The organism is Kitasatospora sp. NPDC001119, from assembly GCF_053598475.1.
In genome coordinates this window covers 83219-100025 of record NZ_JBSFKI010000001.1, presented here as the reverse complement: position 1 = coordinate 100025, position 16807 = coordinate 83219, and the positions used below count along the sequence as shown (strand labels likewise).

Below are 16807 nucleotides of genomic sequence, written 5' to 3'. Positions count from 1 at the left end.
GAACAGATTTCATCATCTGTTCGCTGTCATCTGTTCTCTGTTCGCTGGTATCCGTTCCCTGTTCTCCGGCTGCCGACCGCTACCGGGTCGGCTTGGTGAGCAGCAGCTCCGTGTTGTGGTCCCCGCCCGCGCCCAGCAGCGCCGCCGGGCGGCCGTTCGGGTCGTTGTACGACAGCTCGCGGTAGAGCGCCGCGAGGTTGGCGTCCGAGGTGCCGCCGAAGTCCGTCCCGTACGGGGCGGAGGACTCGATCAGCGTGGTGAACAGCGAGAGCGTGCCGTCCCCGTTGTCCGCGATCTCGATGATCCGCCCGTGCTGCGGGTAGTCGATGTGCGAGGCGGTGTTGATCTCCCAGAACGCCCGCTCCGGCACCGCGTGGCCATGCGGCGTGATCTTGTTCATGTGGGTGTGCCCGTTCACCCACGCGACCACGTTCGGGTAGCGCTGGAGCAGCGCGACCAGCTCGTTGCCGTCGTGCCGCCCCTCGAAGATGTTGCGCGGGTCCGGCAGCAGGTTGCCCATCGTGCCGCTGGTGTGGTGGCTGAAGAGCAGGATCAGCTCGTCCGTGCTCCCGCCGGTCACCTTGCGCCCGTCGGCGTCGTACCAGTGCCCGCTGTGCGCCTGCAACTGCTGCTCCAGCCAGCGCAGTTGCGCGGTGCCCAGCGAACCGTCGGCGAACCCGGCCTGGTTGGTGGTGTCCAGGCTGATGCCGACCACCTTCTCCGAGATGCGGAAGGTGTAGTAGAGCTTGCCGCTGTTCGCCATGTCCGAGGTGAAGCCGTGCCCGTACGGGCCGGCGCCGGTGACCGCCGGGTTCAGGTGGGCCTTGGCGAAATCCTTGAGCGTGAACGGCCGGCGGCGCTCGTCCGGGGTGACCTTGCGGACCAGGTCGCCACTGGCGATCAGCTTCGCCAGCAGCAGCACGGCGCCCGCCGGGTCGCGGCGCAGCGAGTCCGTCAGCTGGGCGGCCGTGGCGTCGTCGCAGCCCTCCAGCTTGTACTGGCCGGTGTACAGGTCGTTCAGCAGCCCGAGGTCCGGCAGCGAGCCCTCGATGCTGTCGTCGTGGTTGCCGACCGTGGTGTACCAGGGCGTGCGCAGGCCCGGCGCGTCGAAGGGGCGGCCGGCGGCGGACAGGAAGCCGGCTATCTGCGGGAAGCCCTTCGCCTTGTAGCCGTCGTTGTAGGAGAGTTCGGGGTTCCAGTAGGCGGCGTTGCCGGAGTTCTGCACGCCCTCGTAGCGGCTGAGGTCACCGGTGTTCTGGGCCAGCCGTCCACCGCCCATGACCTTGAGGTACCAGTCGAGTTCGGCGAGCTCGTGGTTGTCGGTGTTGTCGCCGGTGGCCATCACCATGCTGAACGGCATCCCGGTGTAGGGGCCGCCGGCGAGCGAGTTGACCCGCTCGACGAGGGCCGAGACACCGCGGGCGTTCAGGGCCTCCTGCGGCCGGTACGCGCTGCCGTTGAGCTTGGCCAGGTACTCGAAGCGCACCGGGGACTCGGTGTCCACCAGGTGCAGGTCGCTGAACTGGACGAAGCTGGCCAGCCCGGTCCGGCGGTCGTCCCGCCCGGTGGTCGCCGACGCCAGGTCGCCGCGCACCACCAGCGGCCAGCCCGGCCCGGCCGTCAGCCGCTTGTAGCCGCCGGTGCCGACCGGCGTGGCCACCTGCTCCAGCGTGGTCCCGGTGACCCTGACCGCCCGCGCGGCCGTCGTCGCCAGGGCCTGGTCGCGCGCCGCGGCCGAGGCGAACTGCGCGCCGCCCAACGACAAGGCCGACCAGGCGGCGGCCACCGACGTACCGGTGAGGAACGTACGCCGACTCATCCCTGCCACAAAAACCCCCACATGCTGGTGGCCCGGCGGGGCAGTCGACCCCGGCCGGGCCCACGTCTGTCATGAACCCGCTTCTGGCGGACCGCCAGATTACTCACTGGTAGCCGCGGCGGGCGAGGCCCGTGCGGAGAACTCTTCGGGAACGCGGGACGGCGCGACCCTCCGCAACTCGTGCACGAGGGGTTCCACCGAGCGGGGCGAGGCGCGGCCGCCGCCACCCCGGTCGGGCCCCACCAGGGCCGGTGGGGGAAAATCGGCGACGGCGTCCGGTGCGGCCGCCGGAGCGGAGCAAGGACGGCGCGGGCGCCGTCGGAAACGGGGCGCAGGTGGCCGCAGCGGGATCCGAGGCGGGAGCCGGGGTCGGCGCCGGAGCGGGCGGCCGGGCCGGCCAGCTGAAGAGCAGCGGCCTGCGGCCCGGCTGGACGACGGGCGCCTGCGCCACCGCCGCCACCAGGGCCGCGTACACCGCGCTGCTCACCGGCGAGTTCCCGGACCCGGTGGTCATCACCCTCCCCAAGGGGCAGCAGCCCGCCTTCGCCCTCGCGGCCGAGCAGCTGACCGTCGCCGAGCAGCCGACCACGGCCGAGGAACTCACCGCAGCCGAGCAGCCGACCGGCCCCGGCGGGCGGATCACCGCCATGGCCGGGGTGGTCAAGGACGCGGGCGACGACCCCGACGTCACCCACGGCGCGCTGATCCGCTCGACCGTACGGTCCGGCGAGCCCGGCACCGGGGTGGTGTTCCGGGCCGGCCCCGGGGTGGGGACGGTCACCAAGGCCGGCCTGCCGCTGCCCGTCGGCGAACCCGCGATCAACCCGGTGCCCCGACAGATGATCCGGGACGCCGTCGCCGAGGTGGCCGCCGCGCACGGCGGCAGCGGGGATGTGGTGGTCGAGATCGCGGTCGACCACGGCGAGGAGATCGCCCGCTCCACCTGGAACCCCCGGCTCGGCATCCTCGGCGGCCTGTCCATCCTCGGTACGACCGGGGTGGTCGTCCCCTACTCCTGCTCGGCCTGGATCGACTCGATCCGCCGCGGCGTGGACGTGGCCCGCGCGGCGGGGCGCACCCATGTGGCCGGTTGCACTGGCTCGACCTCGGAGAAGGTCGCGGTCGCGGAGCACGGGCTGCCCGAGGACGCGCTGCTGGACATGGGCGACTTCGCCGGTGCGGTGCTCAAGTACCTCAAGCGCCACCCGGTGCCCCGGCTGACCATCGCGGGCGGCTTCGCCAAGCTGTCCAAGCTCGCGGCCGGCCACCTCGACCTGCACTCGGCGCGCTCCCAGGTGGACAAGGGCTACCTGGCCGGACTGGCCCGCCGGGGCGGCGCGGACGAGGCGCTGGCCGAGGCGGTCGCGGGCGCCAACACCGCGCTGGAGGCCGTGCAGTTGTGCCGTGCGGCCGGGGTGCCGCTCGGGGACCTGGTCGCCGAGGCGGCCCGGGCGACGGCGCTCGGCGTGCTGGTGGGCTCGCCGGTCGCGGTGGACGTCATCTGCATCGACCGCGCGGGCACCGTCGTCGGCCGGGCGGAGCCGCTCGGGCCGTGACAATGTCACGGGTGTCACGACGGCGCGACAACATCGCCCGGTGACGTGAAGAACTGACGCCCAAACAGGGCAAGAATCGGACAAATGGAGCAGTAGGACGGCCCCCCGGTTCTGTCACCATCTCAACCATGAGATATCGTCTGGCGAGTGACAGGCGACTACCTCACCCGCATCGGCACCCTCATCCGTACCGCGCGCCAGCACCGCGGCTGGTCCCAGGCGCAGCTCGGCGAAGCCCTCGGAACCAGCCAGAGCGCGGTCAACCGTATCGAACAGGGCAAGCAGAACGTCAGCCTTGAGATGATCGCCCGCATCGGCGAAGCCCTCGACAGCGAGATCGTCTCCCTCGGCTACTCCGGCCCGATGCACCTGCGCGTCGCCGGCGGCACCCGGCTCTCCGGCGCGATCGACGTCCGCAGCAGCAAGAACGCCTGCGTGGCGATCCTCTGCGCCTCGCTGCTGACCACCGGCCGCACCACGATCCGCAGCGTCGCCCGGATCGAAGAGGTCTACCGCATCCTCGAGGTGCTCACCAGCATCGGCGTCAAGAGCCGCTGGATCAACGAGGGCCGCGACCTCGAACTCACCCCGCCCGCCGAGCTCGACCTCGCGGCGATGGACGTCGAGGCGGCCCGCCGCACCCGCAGCGTGCTGATGTTCCTCGGCCCGCTGATGCACCGCGCCCAGCGCTTCGCCATCCCGTACGCCGGCGGCTGCGACCTCGGCACCCGCACCGTGCAGCCGCACCTGACCGCGCTGCGCCGCTTCGGCCTGGAGGTCGCCACCACCGGCGGCGCCTACCACGCCTCGGTCGAGCCGGGCACCCCGCAGGACCGCCCGATCGTCCTGACCGAGCGCGGGGACACCGTCACCGAGAACGCCCTGCTGGCCGCCGCCCGGCACGACGGCGTCAGCGTCATCCGCAACGCCTCGCCCAACTACATGGTCCAGGACCTCTGCTTCTTCCTGGAGAAGCTGGGCGTGCGGATCGAGGGCATCGGCACCACCACCCTCACCGTGCACGGCGTCCCGGAGATCACCTGCGACGTCGACTACACCCCGGCCGAGGACCCGGTGGAGGCGATGAGCCTGCTGGCCGCCGCCGTCGTCACCTCCTCCGAGCTGACCATCCGCCGGGTGCCGATCGAGTTCCTGGAGATCGAGCTCGCGGTGCTGGAGGGCATGGGCCTCGACTACGACCGCACCCCCGAGTACCGGGCCCACAACGGTCAGACCCGACTGGTCGACCTCACCGTGCGCCCCTCCAAGCTCACCGCGCCGATCGACACCATCCACCCGATGCCGTTCCCCGGCATCAACATCGACAACGTGCCGTTCTTCGCCGCCATCGCCGCGGCCGCGCACGGCACCACGATGATCCACGACTGGGTGTACGACAACCGCGCGATCTACCTGACCGAGCTGACCCGCCTCGGCGCCGACGTCAAGCTCCTCGACCCGCACCGCGTACTGGTCCAGGGCCCCACCCGCTGGCGCGCCGCCGAGATGATGTGCCCGCCGGCCCTGCGCCCCGCCGTGGTCATCCTGCTCGCCATGCTCGCCGCCCAGGGCACCTCCGTCCTGCGCAACGTCTACGTCATCAACCGCGGCTACGAGGACCTCGCCGAGCGCCTCAACTCCATCGGCGCCCGGATCGAGACCTTCCGCGACATCTGACCGACCGTCACACCGCTGGCCGGCCTCCCCCGTTGAGCCCGGCCAGCAGCACGGAAACCTCCAACCCGGTGTTCAGGTACTCCACGAACACCGGGTTGTCCAGTGCCCGGACGACGTGTTCCCTCCGAGTGCCCGGCGCTGTCCGGTGCCCTGCGGCGTTACTCGCCGGTGGTGCCGTCGAGGTGTTCGCGGAGGAGGTCGGCGTGGCCGTTGTGGCGGGCGTACTCCTCGATCATGTGGGTGAGGATCCAGCGCAGCGAGAAGACCTCCTCGCCGTAGTGGCCCAGGACGTCCAACGACTCCGCGGCGGCCACGAGTTCCCTGGCGTGGTCGCACTCGCGGCGCCAGATCGCGAAGGCCTCGTCGGGGTCGGCGGTCTCGGCGTCGAACTCGGCGAAGGAGCCGTCGGGGTGCGCCCAGAAGCCGCGCGCGTCCTCCTTGTTGAGGACGTTGCGGAACCAGCTGCGCTCCACCTCGGCGAGGTGGCGGACCAGCCCGAGCAGGGAGAGCCCGGACGGCTCCAGCACGCGGGCGCGGAGCTGCTCCGTGCTGAGGCCCTCGCACTTCATTGCGAGGGTGTCGCGCTGGTAGTCCAGGAAGCCTGCCAGTGTGGCGCGTTCGTCGGCGGTGCGGGGGGTCTGCGTGCGCTGATCATCGGTCATCGGGCCATCCTGCCCGCCATCCGACGGGCCCGCCGCCCAATTTCCCCGCTCCTAGCCCAGGTGCTCCAGCCAGCGCAGTGCGCCCGGGACGTCGGGTGCGACGGGGACGCCTTCGGGTACGGGTGGGCGCTCCACGATGATGACGGGCAGGCCCAGTCCGCGGGCGGCGGTCAGTTTGGGGGCGGTCGCGGCGCCGCCGCTGTCCTTGGTGACCAGGACGTCGATGTCGTGCCCGCGCAGCAGCGCCTCCTCGCCCTCGATCGTGAACGGGCCGCGGTCCAGCAGGACTTCGAACGAGGGCGGCAGCGGGGGCTCGGGCGGGTCCACCGAGCGGGCGAGGAAGTGGACGCCGTCGAGGTGGGCGAAGGCGGCGACGCCCTGCCGGCCGATGGTGAGGAAGACCCGTTCCCCGCGCCGGGGCAGCAGTTCGGCGGCCGCGGCGAGCGAGGGGGCGGGGAGCCAGTGGTCCCCGTCGACGCGGGTGAAGCCGGGGCGGCGCAGCACCAGCAGGGGGACGCCGGTGGCGGCGGCCGCGAGGGCGGCGTTGTGCGAGATGCCGGCGGCGAACGGGTGGGTGGCGTCCACCACCGCGTCCACGCGTTCCGTGCGCAGCCAGTCGGCCAGGCCCTCCGGTCCGCCGAAGCCGCCGATCCGCACCTCCCCGGCGGGCAGCCGGGGTCGGGCGACCCGGCCGGCCAGCGAGCTGGTGACCCGGAGGGCGGTGGGGGCGAGTTCGGCGGCCAGCGTCCGCCCCTCGGTGGTCCCGCCGAGGACCAGGACGTGTCGCATCACGCCCCGCAGGGCTCGTGCGGGCGCTCGCGGTCCGCCGAGTAGAGGTGGCTGTCGCGGAACTGCTCGGCGGCCAGGGTGCGGCCGACGATGATGACGGCGGTGCGGACCACGCCCGCGGCCTTGACCTGTTCGGCGATGTCGCCGACGGTGCCGCGCAGCACCAGCTCGTCGGGGCGGCTGGCCATCGCGACGACGGCGACCGGGCAGTCGGCGCCGTAGTGCGGGAGCAGCTGCTCGACCACGTCGTCCACGTACCCGGCGGCCAGGTGCAGCACCAGCAGGGCGCCGCTGCGGCCGAGGGTGGCGAGGTCCTCGCCCTCGGGCATCGGGGTGGCGCGCTTGGCGATCCGGGTGAGGATGACGGTCTGGCCGACGGTCGGGACGGTCAGCTCCCGCTTCAGCGCGGCCGCGGCGGCGGCGAAGGCGGGCACGCCGGGGACCACCTCGTAGGGCACGCCGGCCGCGTCCAGGCGGCGCATCTGCTCGGCGACGGCGGAGAAGACGGACGGGTCGCCGGAGTGCAGCCGGGCCACGTCCTGGCCGGCCTCGTGCGCGGCGACCAGCTCGGCGGTGATCTGGTCCAGGTTGAGCTGCGCGGTGTCGATCAGCCGGGCGCCGGGCGGGCACTCGTCCAGCAGTTCGCGCGGGACGAGGCTGCCCGCGTACAGGCAGACCTCGGCGCGGGCCAGGATGCGCTGGCCGCGCAGGGTGATCAGGTCGGCGGCGCCCGGGCCGGCTCCGATGAAGTGGACGGTCACGAGGCGTTCTCCTGAAGGGGGTTGTCGGACGTGCGGGCTTCGGCGGTGCGGTCCTCGGCGGCACGGGCGTCGGGCTTGACGGCGGACCACTGGGTGACCGGCATGGCCTGCCGCCAGCCGGTGAAGCCGCCCACGGGGACGGCGTGGGCGACGGCGAGCTTGACGAGCTCCCCGCCGTGGCGCCGGTACCACTCGGTGAGCAGCGCCTCGGACTCCAGCGTCACGGTGTTGGCGACGATCCGGCCGCCGGGGCGCAGCGCGGCCCAGCAACTCTCCAGCAGGCCGGGCGCGGTGAGGCCGCCGCCGATGAACACGGCGTCGGGGGCGGGGAGTCCGGCGAGCGCGGCGGGGGCGGGTCCGGTCGCCACCCGGAGCCGGGGCACGCCGAGTGCGGCGGCGTTGCGGGCGATCCGCTCGGCCCGCACCGGGTCGCGTTCGACGCTGACGGCCCGGCAGTCGCGGTGGGCGCGCAGCCACTCGATGGCGATCGAGCCGGAGCCGCCGCCGACGTCCCAGAGCAGTTCGCCGGGGGAGGGGGCGAGCGTGGCGAGGGTCGCGGCGCGGACGTGGCGCTTGGTGAGCTGGCCGTCGCTCTCGTACGCGGTGTCGGGCAGGCCGGGGACGAGGGAGGTGCGGGGGCCGTCGCCGAGGTCGACGGCGATGACGTTCAGCGGGTCGCCGGGCGGGTGCGGCCAGCCGTCGGCGGGGCCGTCCAGGTGGCGTTCGGCCGGGGCGCCGAGCTGTTCGAGGACCCGCAGGCGGGCGGTGCCGTAGCCGCGGGCGGTGAGCAGTCCGGCGACGGCGGCCGGGGTGGCGGAGTCGGCGCTGAGCACCAGCAGGCGGCGGCCGGGGTGGAGGGCGAGGGAGAGGGTGTCCAGCGGTCGGCCGACCAGGCTGACGACCTCGGTGGCCTCCAGCGGCCAGCCGAGCCGGGCGCAGGCGTAGGAGACGGAGGAGGGGTGCGGCAGGACGCGCAGGCGCTCGGCGCCGACGGTCTCGGCGAGGGTGCGGCCGATGCCGTAGAACATCGGGTCGCCGCTGGCCAGGACGGCGGTGCGGCGGCCGGCGTGGGCGGCGAGCAGCCCGGGGACGGCGGGGCGCAGCGGGGACGGCCAGGGGACGCGCTCGGCGGCGACCTCGTCGCGGGGGAGCAGGTCCAGCTGGCGGGGGCCGCCGACGACGACCTCGGCCTCCCGCAGCACGGCCCGGGAGCCGACGGCGAGGCCGGGCCAGCCGTCGGCCCCGATCCCGACGACGGTGATCGGGGGTGGCAGCTCGGGCACCGGGTGGCTCCTCGTCGTTCGAATGGGCCAATGAGTGGGAAATCTGACTGGCCGGGGCAGCCTACCTGGCGGTCTGTCCCCCACCGGCTCCCCAGTCCCCCGACTCGATCAGCGCCGGCCGCTCCCGCAAGCGCGCCTCGGCCCTCGGCCCGGCGAGGTAGACCCAGGCCGCCCGCGGCTCGCCCGTCGCGGTCCGCACCGTCATCCGCCGCCGGACGTACAGCCCGGTCCCGTCGGCCCGGCACTCCTCCAGCCGGTCCAGGGCCTCCAGGGCTCCGGCGTACGCGCCAGGGCGTACGGTGACGAGCTCACCCACGATCCGACGTCCGGGCGCCGGGTCCGGCACCGCGTACGGGAAGCCGGGGCCCTCGTGCAGCGCGGCGCCCTCCAGCACGGCCGGGCGGACGTCGGCGCAGCGCCCGGCCAGGTGGACGGCATGATTGCGGCCGCCGCTGCGCAGGGTGCCGTACACGAAGAACGGCAGGGCCTCCTCGGATGCGGACACGGGTTCGACCTCCTCGCTGGGGAGCGTTCACGGTACGTCCCGCGGTCCGGTTCCTGATACCGACTGGCGCACCGGGCCGTCCATGCGCTGTCATGTCGGATGTTCGGCCAGTACCGTCCAAGGGGGACACACATGACACCGCCCGCTTCACCCTCCCAACCGGCCGCGACCCCCGGCTCAGCCCCCGACACCCCCGCCACCACCAAGGCCGGAGCCGAAGCCAGGACCGAGGCCGGGGCCAAGGCCGGGGCGAGCCCCGTCCCCCGCCTCGGCGGCGCGGTCTGGCTGGCCCTCCTCGTGGTCTACATCGTCTGGGGATCGACCTACCTGGCGATCCGGGTCGCGGTCGAGACGATGCCCTCCTTCCTCTCCGCCAGCGCCCGCTTCCTCACCGCCGGCCTGCTGCTGGCCGGCTACCTCCTGGTGCGCCAGGGCCCGGCCGGTCTGAAGGTGACCCGGCGCCAGCTGGCCTCCTCCGCCCTGGTCGGGCTACTGCTGCTGACCGGCGGCAACGGGCTGGTGGTCCTGGGCGAGACCTCCGTCCCCTCCGGCCTGGCGGCCCTGCTGGTGGCCGCGGTCCCGCTGTGGATGGTGGTGCTGACGGCGTTCGGCGGCGATCGCCCGAAGCCCGCCGAGCTGGCCGGGGTGCTGCTCGGACTGGTCGGCCTCGGAGTCCTGTCGGCCCCCGCGATCGGCGGGTCGATCGAGCCGGGCGGCGTGATCCTGATCATCGGCGCCACCCTGCTCTGGGCGACCGGCTCCTTCGTGAGCAAGAAGATCCCGATGCCCGGCAACGTGCTCGCCGCGAGCGCCTACCAGATGCTGGCCGGCGGCCTCGGCGACCTGCTGGTCGGAGTGGGCCGCGGCGAGCAGCACGGGGTGGACCTCGGGGCGGTCTCCGGCCGGTCCTGGCTGGCCCTCGCCTACCTGGTGGTGTTCGGCTCGCTGCTCGCCTTCACCGCGTACGCCTGGCTGCTGCGCTCCGCCCCGCTGACCCTGGTGGCCACGTACGCGTACGTGAACCCGGTGGTCGCGGTGCTGCTGGGCTGGCTGATCCTGGCCGAGCCGCTGACCGGCCCGACCCTCGCGGGCGGCGCGATCGTGGTGGCGGGCGTCTGCCTGGTGGTGAGCGTCAGCCGGCGTCCGGGCCGCTCATCGAGCGCCGGGAGCCGAGCCCGTCCGGCGGAAACGGCCGATCCGGTCGATCCGTCCAGGTCGGTGAAGGGGCCGTCCGCCCGTAGCTGAGCACGACGTCCGCACGCCCGAAGACGTCCTCGGTGGTCCGCCCCCGCGTTTCCGGCTCGCGGGGGCGGACCACCGAGGACGTACGGCTCAGAAGGCGTACGGCGGTTTGCCCGTCCACCAGTTGCCGGGCGCGTCCGGGTCGCGGCTGGTCCAGAACTCGACGATCGCGTTGGTGAACTCGGCCGCGGAGAGCACGCCGTCGCCGTCGGTGTCGAGGTGGCGGAAGGCCTCGTCGGCGTCGTCGCGGGACAGGCCGGCGAAGTGGCCGCGCTGGAAGACGAAGAACTCGCCGGCGTCCACCGTCCCGCTGCGGTCGGCGTCGGCGACGGAGAGGAAGGCCCCGGCGAGCGCGCCGAGGATCTCCTGGGCGGCCTCCGGGTCGTCGGCGAGCGAGCCGGTCGAGGCGACGAACTGCTGCCGGGTGATCGCCTCGGTGCCGGCGGGCAGCCGGGCGAGGTGCAGGTCGTGCCAGGTCGTCAGGTAGGCCCGGACTATCACGGCCTCCGCCTCGGAGCCCTCCTGGTGGCCGAGCGAGCGGGCCACCGAGAGGCCCATCAGGACGTGGTCCCGCTCGGTCAGCAGCCCGTCGCCGTCGGCGTCGAGGTGATCGAAGCCGTGATTGATCTTTGCGATGAGCAGGTCGTCCGACAAAAGTGCCCCCTCGATTGGTGATTCCTTGCCCGGGTCTCCTACGTCACATGGCCTGCACGCTAGCGCCTCGAACCGGACCGGCGCAGCCGAACGACCTGCTGCTTCACCCGCCGGGCCTCGATGATCATCGGTCACCTCAGTGCACCGCCGCCAGCAGTTCCCTCGTGTACTCGGTGTGCGGCGCCGCGAACAGCTGGTCCCGGTCGGTGGACTCGACCAGTCGGCCCCGGTGCATCACCGCCACCCGGTCGCAGAAGTGCCGGACCACCGCGAGGTCGTGGGAGACGAACAGGAAGGCGACACCGAGCCGTTCGCGCAGCTCCATCAGCAGGTTGAGCACCTGGGCCTGCACCGACACGTCGAGCGCGGAGACCGGCTCGTCGGCGATGATCAGGCGCGGCTGCGGGGCCAGCGCGCGGGCGATGCCGATCCGCTGGCGCTGCCCGCCGGAGAACTCGTGCGGGTAGCGGTCCAGGTGCCGGGCCTCCAGGCCGACCTGCTCCAGCAACTCGGCGGAGCGCTCCCGCCGTTCGGCCTGGTCCAGCGGGGTGTGCAGGCGCAGCGGGGTGTCCAGGGTCTGGGCGACGGTCCGGCGCGGGTTGAGGGAGGCGTACGGGTCCTGGAAGACCAGCTGGATCTCCCGGCTGAGCCGCTTCCGCAGCTCCCGGTCCGGTCGGGTGACGTCCTGGCCGTCGTACAGCACCCTTCCGCCGGTGGGGCGTTGCAGCCCGGCCAGGACCCGTGAGGTGGTGGACTTGCCGGAGCCGGACTCGCCGACCAGCCCGAGCGTCTCGCCGGGCGCGATCCGCAGGCCGACGCCCTCGACCGCCCGGACCGGTTCGGCCCGCAGGCCGGGGAAGCGCCGGCGTCCGGGGAAGCGCACGGACAGGTCGTCCACCTCGACCAGCCACCGCTCGGGGCGCTCGACGGTCCGCGGCCGGAACGTCCGCGACGGGGCCGGCTCGTCGACCGTCGGCAGGGCGGTGCCCGGCACCGAGTCCAGCCGGAGCGCCGCGCCCACCAGCGCCCGGGTGTACGGCTCGCGCGGTGCGGCCAGCAGTTCGGCGGTCGGCGCGGATTCGACCTCGACCCCGCCGCGCAGCACCAGCGTGCGGTCCGTCGTCCCGGCGACCACGCCCAGGTCGTGGCTGACCAGCAGCACCGCCGTCCCGTGCTCGCGCTGCAACTCGCCGAGCAGGTCGAGGACCTGCCGCTGGACGCGGGCGTCCAGGGCGGTGGTCGGCTCGTCCGCGATGAGCAGCCGGGGGTCGTTCATCAGCGCCATCGCGATCATCACGCGCTGGCGCATGCCGCCGGAGAACTGGTGCGGGTAGTCGCGCGTCCGGGCCGTCGGGATGCCGACCCGGTCGAGCATCTCGGCCGCCCGCCGGCCCGCCTCGGCCCGGCCCGTGCCCGGGTGGTGCAGCCGGTACATCTCGGCGAGCTGGGCGCCCACGCCGTGGAAGGGGCTGAGCGAGGTGAGCGCGTCCTGGAAGACCAGCGCCGCCTTTCCGCCCCGCACCCCGCGCAGCGCGGACTCCCCGGTGCCGACGACCTCCTGCCCGTCGAGCCGGATCGAGCCGGTGACGGTGGTGGTGCGCGGGTCGTGCAGGCCGAGGACGGCGAGCCCGACGGTCGACTTGCCGGAGCCCGACTCACCGACCAGGCCCAGGACTTCACCCGGGGCGAGGTCGAAGGAGAGGCCCTGGACGGCGGTCACCGGCGCACCGCCGCGCGGGTCGGCGAAGGAGACGGTCAGATCGCGGACGCTCAGCACCGGCCCGACGGTCTCCGCCGCCGTGCTCTCCACCTCTGCGGTCCGCACGCCGGCCCCCGGAACAGTGGAATTCATCGAAGGGCTCCCCATCAGTTCAGCCGGACACGCGGGTCGAGCCAGGCGACCGCGAGGTCGGCCAGCGCGACGAACAGCACCATGAAGCAGGCGGCCAGCAGCACCGCGCCGACCACGGCGGGCAGGTCCTGCCCGGCGACGGCCTCGGCGGCGAATCGCCCGACCCCGTTCAGCCCGAACACCGTCTCGGTGATCACGGCTCCGCCGAGCAGCACCCCGGCCTCCAGCCCGATCAGCTGCACCAGCGGTCCGGCGGCGCCGCGCGAGGTGTACTTGAGGTGGGCGCGCAGCCGTCCCAGGCCCTTGCCGCGGGCCGTGCGGACGTACTCCTCGTTCATCGTCTCCAGCAGCTGCGAGCGCGAAAGCCGGGCGAACACCGCGGAGTTGACGAAGCCGAGGACGAACCAGGGGAGCAGCATCCCGCCCGCCCAGGCGGCCAGGTCGTCGGCCGGCGGGGTGTAGGAGGGCAGCGGCAGCAGCCCGGTGGAGTAGACCAGCAGCCACTGTGCGACGTACCCGAGGAAGTAGATCTGCAGGCTGGCGCCGACCAGGGTGAAGCCGGACAGCAGCCGGTCGGTCCGCCGCCCGTGCCGCAGCGCGGAGACGAACCCGGTGCCGAGGCCGAACACCAGCAGGACGGCGAGCGCCCCGGCGGTCAGCGAGAGGGTGACCGGCAGGTGGTCGGCGAGGGCCTCGCTGACCGGCTGGTGCAGCCGGTAGGAGTAGCCGAGGCAGGGGGCGTCGCAGTGGATGGTCGAGCCGTCCACGTCGCCGATGTCCCGCCCGGCGACGACCCCGGCCAGGTAGTCGGTGTACTGGGTGAGCAGCGGCTGGTCCAGGCCCATGCTCTGGCGCACCGCCGCGACCTGCCCGCTGTCGCAGCGCGGGCCGCAGGCGGCGCGGGCCGGGTCGGCGGGCGCGGCGTAGAAGAGGGCGAAGGCGGCGGCGGAGACCGCGACCAGGACCGCGAGGGCCTGGGCGGTCCGCCGCAGGACGAAGGAGAGCATGGCCGATCCGGGGTCGACGTGACGGGGGGAGGCGTGCGAAACGGACGTGTACGGGGCTGAGGCGGAACTGGGGCCCGCCACCGCCACCGCGCACGGGCGGCGGGAGCGGGCCCCGGTCGGCTCAGGACTTCAGGTACAGCCAGGCCAGCGAGACGGTCCCGTAGATCGGGTGGATGAACGCCCCGCCGACGTTGCTGCCGCGCAGCTGGTTGACCGTCGGGTAGGCGAACGGCAGCACCGGCACGTCCTTCATCACGGTCTGCTCCAGCGCGTACAGCTCCTTGGCCTTGGCGCGCGGCTCGCCGATCTGGTTGATCCGGTCGATCTCCTTGTCGACCTCCGGGTTGCGGTAGAGCGCGGAGTTGATGTCGCTGCCGGCCCGGCCGTCGAAGGAGAACGGGATCAGGGTGGACGGGGTCGGCCAGTCGACCGAGCTGGTCTCCTCGAACAGGTCGTACGGGGCGCCGTCGCGGTGCACCTCGTCGAGGAAGGCCTTGGGGTCGATCGGCTTGGGCACGACGGTGATGCCCGCCTTGCCGAAGCCCTCGACCAGCACCTGGGCGACGCGCTGCCCGGTCGGGGTGTTCCGGTACGCGTAGGTCAGGCTGCCGGGCGCCTGCTTGGCCTTGGCGAGCTGGGCCTTGGCGGCCTCCGGGTCGCCCTCGGGCTTGACCGGGTAGAGGTCGTACTTCTGCCAGTCGATCAGCGCGGGCGAGCTGAGCGTGGTGGCCAGTTCGCCGGTCCGGGCGCCGCCCTGGACCTGGCGGGCCTGCTGGCGCGGGTAGGCCAGGTGCAGCGCCTTGCGGACCTCGACGTCCGACACCCGCTGGTTGTTGATCATCAGCTGGGTGACGAAGGCGCCCTGCCGGCCGGAGACCACCAGCTCCTTGGCCTTCGGGTCGGTGTCGGTGGTCTGGTACAGCTCGGCGGAGAGGGTGTCGGCCGCGGTGGTGGCGTTGGCGCCGCCGTCCCGCCCGGAGAGGATCTCCTGGTTGAGGTTGAGCGCCTCCTTGCCGTACGTGAAGACGAACTTCTCCGGGTACTGGCTGCGGATCGGGTCCGTCTCGGGCTTCCAGGCCGGGTTGCGCTCCAGCACCATGCGGGTGTTCTGGACGTGCTCGACGATCTTGTACGGGCCGGTCGCGAACGGCAGGCGGTCGTAGTCCGTCCCGGTGTCCTTGTCCCGGCGCACCGGGGAGGAGGAGGACTGCGCGGCCATGTACGGGACGTCGGCCTGCGGCTGCGGGAAGTGGAAGACGAGGGTGCGCTCGTCCGGCGTCTCGATCGCGTCGAGGTCGCCGGCCTGCGGGCCCGCGTACTTGGTGCGCGCCGCCTCGTAGCTGGCCTCGCCCGTGAGCCACTGCGGCCAGTACGGCGGGCCGACCTCGTAGCCCTTGCCGAAGGTGCGCTCGATGCCGTACTTGACGTCCTGGGCGGTGATCGGCTGCCCGTCCTCCCAGGCGACGCCCTGCTTGAGCTTGTACGTCCAGGTGCGCCCGCCGTCGGCCGGGGTGCCGGTGTCGGTGGCCAGGTCGCCGACCAGCTTGGCCTTGCCGTCCACGACCTGGTACTGGGTCAGCTGGCGGCCCCAGAGCAGCGAGGCGTTGTAGGCGGCACCCGCGTAGACCTTCTGCGGGTCGAGGTGGCGGAACTCGACGCTGTTGTACACGTTCACGGTGCCGCCCGCACGGGCGCCCGGGGCGGCCGGGGCGGGGCCGGCGCTCTCCTGCTCGCTGCCGAGCACGGCGGTCAGCGGGGAGGTCTCCTTGGCGGAGGCCCCGGCGCCGCCGGAGCCGGTGGTGCTGCCCGCGCCGGCCGAGCAGGAGGTCGCCAGCAGGGCGGTGGCGATGACGGCGAGGGACGGTCTGGTCCAGCGCATGGCGAATCTCTCCTTGCCCCGGCGGTCGTGCCGGGACGGGCTCGGGTGATGGTGGGGAGGGGGGTGAAGGGTCTTGGGAGCGGCGAGAAGAAGGGGCCTCGGGAGGGCCGAGGGGCCTCAGCGGGCGGTGCCGGCGCGCGGGTCCAGCGCGTCCCGGACGGCGTCGCCGAGCAGGTTGAAGGCGATGACGAACAGCAGCAGCGCCACGCCGGGGAACACCATGTAGGTGGGGTCGGCCTGGAAGACCTCGGAGCCGCGCGCGATCATCCGCCCCCAGTCCGGGACCGGCTCGGTGACGCCGACGCCGAGGAAGGACAGCGCGGCCTCGGAGGCGACGAAGGTCGGCACCGCCATGGTGGCGTGCACCAGCAGCTGCGAGCGCACATTCGGCAGGAGTTCGTGGACGACGACATGGAATCGGCTCGCGCCCTGGGCCCGTGCGGACTGCACGAAATCCCTTTCCCGGAGCGAGCGGACGGTGGCCCGCAGGGAAAGCGCGAGCGGAATCCAGCCGAACGCCGAGAAAACCAGGATCAGCACCAGGAACTGCATCCACTCCGGTTCCGCGGTGCCCGGGTCGACCAGCCGGGACTGGATCACCGGGCTGAGCGCGAGCAGTAGGAGCAGCGTGGGAAAGGCCAGCAGCACATTGGCGAGGAATCCGAACAACCGGTCGGTGATCCCGCCGAGGTAGCCGACCGCGACGCCGACCAGCACGCCCAGCGTGGTGGTCACCACGGCGGCCGCGAAGGCGATCAGCAGCGAGGTGCGGATGCCGTACAGCAGCTGGGTGAACACGTCCCGGCCGAGGCCGGGCTCCAGGCCGAACCAGAAGTCCCCGGAGATGCCGCCGTTCGGCAGCATCGGCAGGCCGCTGTCGCTGAGCAGGCCCGGAGCGTTCTGGCCGTAGTGGTCGACCGGGTTCTTCCCGTAGAGCGCGGCGACCAGCGGGGCGCCGAGGGCGAGCAGCAGGAACAGCACCACCACCGCCAGAGCGGAGGCGCCGACCCGGTCCCGCAGGATCCGGCGGAGCGGGCCGGGGTCGGCGGCGGGCACGGGCCCGGCCGCGGTGCCTGGGACGGTGTCGACCACTGCCATGAGGCGTAACCCCCGAATTCTCC

14 protein-coding genes are annotated in these 16807 nt (G+C 73.2%); 3 read left to right on the top strand and 11 right to left on the bottom strand.

The features are described from left to right. Nucleotides 1–79: 79 nt before the first annotated feature. The gene (locus tag ACWDD9_RS00435; RefSeq protein WP_449810386.1) at nt 80–1819 is read right to left on the bottom strand and encodes a TIGR03767 family metallophosphoesterase; all 1740 of its coding nucleotides are present in this window, start codon (nt 1817–1819) and stop codon (nt 80–82) included. 335 nt (nt 1820–2154) lie between these two features. Here ACWDD9_RS00435 and ACWDD9_RS00430 point away from each other — a divergent pair, with 335 nt between their 5' ends. Both ACWDD9_RS00430 and ACWDD9_RS00425 read left to right on the top strand, forming a co-directional pair. Beyond that, nucleotides 2155–3375 carry a cobalt-precorrin-5B (C(1))-methyltransferase gene (locus ACWDD9_RS00430; RefSeq protein WP_380738652.1) on the top strand — a complete coding sequence of 407 codons (1221 nt, stop codon included), beginning with the start codon at nt 2155–2157 and terminating at the stop codon, nt 3373–3375. Between the two features lie 147 nt (nt 3376–3522). Next, nucleotides 3523–5052: a UDP-N-acetylglucosamine 1-carboxyvinyltransferase gene (locus ACWDD9_RS00425; RefSeq protein WP_049649821.1), complete on the top strand. Its 1530-nt coding sequence runs from the start codon at nt 3523–3525 to the stop codon at nt 5050–5052. Between the two features lie 158 nt (nt 5053–5210). Here ACWDD9_RS00425 and ACWDD9_RS00420 read toward each other — a convergent pair whose 3' ends face one another. The 5 genes from ACWDD9_RS00420 to ACWDD9_RS00400 form a co-directional block, all read right to left on the bottom strand. Next, the gene (locus ACWDD9_RS00420; RefSeq protein ID WP_449810385.1) at nt 5211–5714 is read right to left on the bottom strand and encodes a DinB family protein; all 504 of its coding nucleotides are present in this window, start codon (nt 5712–5714) and stop codon (nt 5211–5213) included. A 51-nt stretch (nt 5715–5765) separates the two neighbouring features. Next, nucleotides 5766–6503: a cobalt-precorrin-6A reductase gene (locus ACWDD9_RS00415; protein ID WP_049649819.1), complete on the bottom strand. Its 738-nt coding sequence runs from the start codon at nt 6501–6503 to the stop codon at nt 5766–5768. Beyond that, nucleotides 6503–7264, bottom strand: coding sequence for a precorrin-4 C(11)-methyltransferase (gene cobM, locus ACWDD9_RS00410; RefSeq protein ID WP_074004354.1), 762 nt, complete (start codon nt 7262–7264; stop codon nt 6503–6505). Before cobM ends, ACWDD9_RS00415 begins: the two co-directional genes overlap by 1 nt. Further along, a complete protein-coding gene (gene cbiE / locus ACWDD9_RS00405) occupies nt 7261–8547 on the bottom strand; it encodes a precorrin-6y C5,15-methyltransferase (decarboxylating) subunit CbiE (protein ID WP_449810384.1) in 1287 nt (428 codons plus the stop codon). Before cbiE ends, cobM begins: the two co-directional genes overlap by 4 nt. A gap of 61 nt (nt 8548–8608) precedes the next feature. Continuing rightward, entirely contained in the window at nt 8609–9052 is a 444-nt protein-coding gene (locus tag ACWDD9_RS00400; protein WP_079272471.1) for a gamma-glutamylcyclotransferase family protein, read from the bottom strand. A gap of 132 nt (nt 9053–9184) precedes the next feature. Between ACWDD9_RS00400 and ACWDD9_RS00395 the strand changes: the two genes are divergently transcribed. After that, on the top strand, nt 9185–10297 hold the full coding sequence (locus tag ACWDD9_RS00395; RefSeq protein WP_449810383.1) for an EamA family transporter: 1113 nt from the start codon (nt 9185–9187) through the stop codon (nt 10295–10297). A gap of 87 nt (nt 10298–10384) precedes the next feature. On the opposite strand, the gene ACWDD9_RS00390 is transcribed toward ACWDD9_RS00395, so the two are convergent. The 5 genes from ACWDD9_RS00390 to ACWDD9_RS00370 form a co-directional block, all read right to left on the bottom strand. Then, a complete protein-coding gene (locus tag ACWDD9_RS00390; RefSeq protein ID WP_049649817.1) occupies nt 10385–10948 on the bottom strand; it encodes an EF-hand domain-containing protein in 564 nt (187 codons plus the stop codon). A 136-nt stretch (nt 10949–11084) separates the two neighbouring features. Next, nucleotides 11085–12800, bottom strand: a complete 1716-nt coding sequence (locus ACWDD9_RS00385; protein ID WP_449810382.1) for a dipeptide ABC transporter ATP-binding protein — start codon at nt 12798–12800, stop codon at nt 11085–11087. Nucleotides 12801–12814: 14 nt separating this feature from the next. After that, on the bottom strand, nt 12815–13807 hold the full coding sequence (locus ACWDD9_RS00380; protein ID WP_049649815.1) for an ABC transporter permease: 993 nt from the start codon (nt 13805–13807) through the stop codon (nt 12815–12817). Between the two features lie 121 nt (nt 13808–13928). Further along, nucleotides 13929–15686 (bottom strand): ABC transporter substrate-binding protein, encoded by a 1758-nt coding sequence (locus tag ACWDD9_RS00375; RefSeq protein WP_449810381.1) that lies wholly within the window; start codon nt 15684–15686, stop codon nt 13929–13931. Between the two features lie 117 nt (nt 15687–15803). Then, the gene (locus tag ACWDD9_RS00370) at nt 15804–16784 is read right to left on the bottom strand and encodes an ABC transporter permease (protein ID WP_049649813.1); all 981 of its coding nucleotides are present in this window, start codon (nt 16782–16784) and stop codon (nt 15804–15806) included. Between the last annotated feature and the right edge of the window lie 23 nt (nt 16785–16807).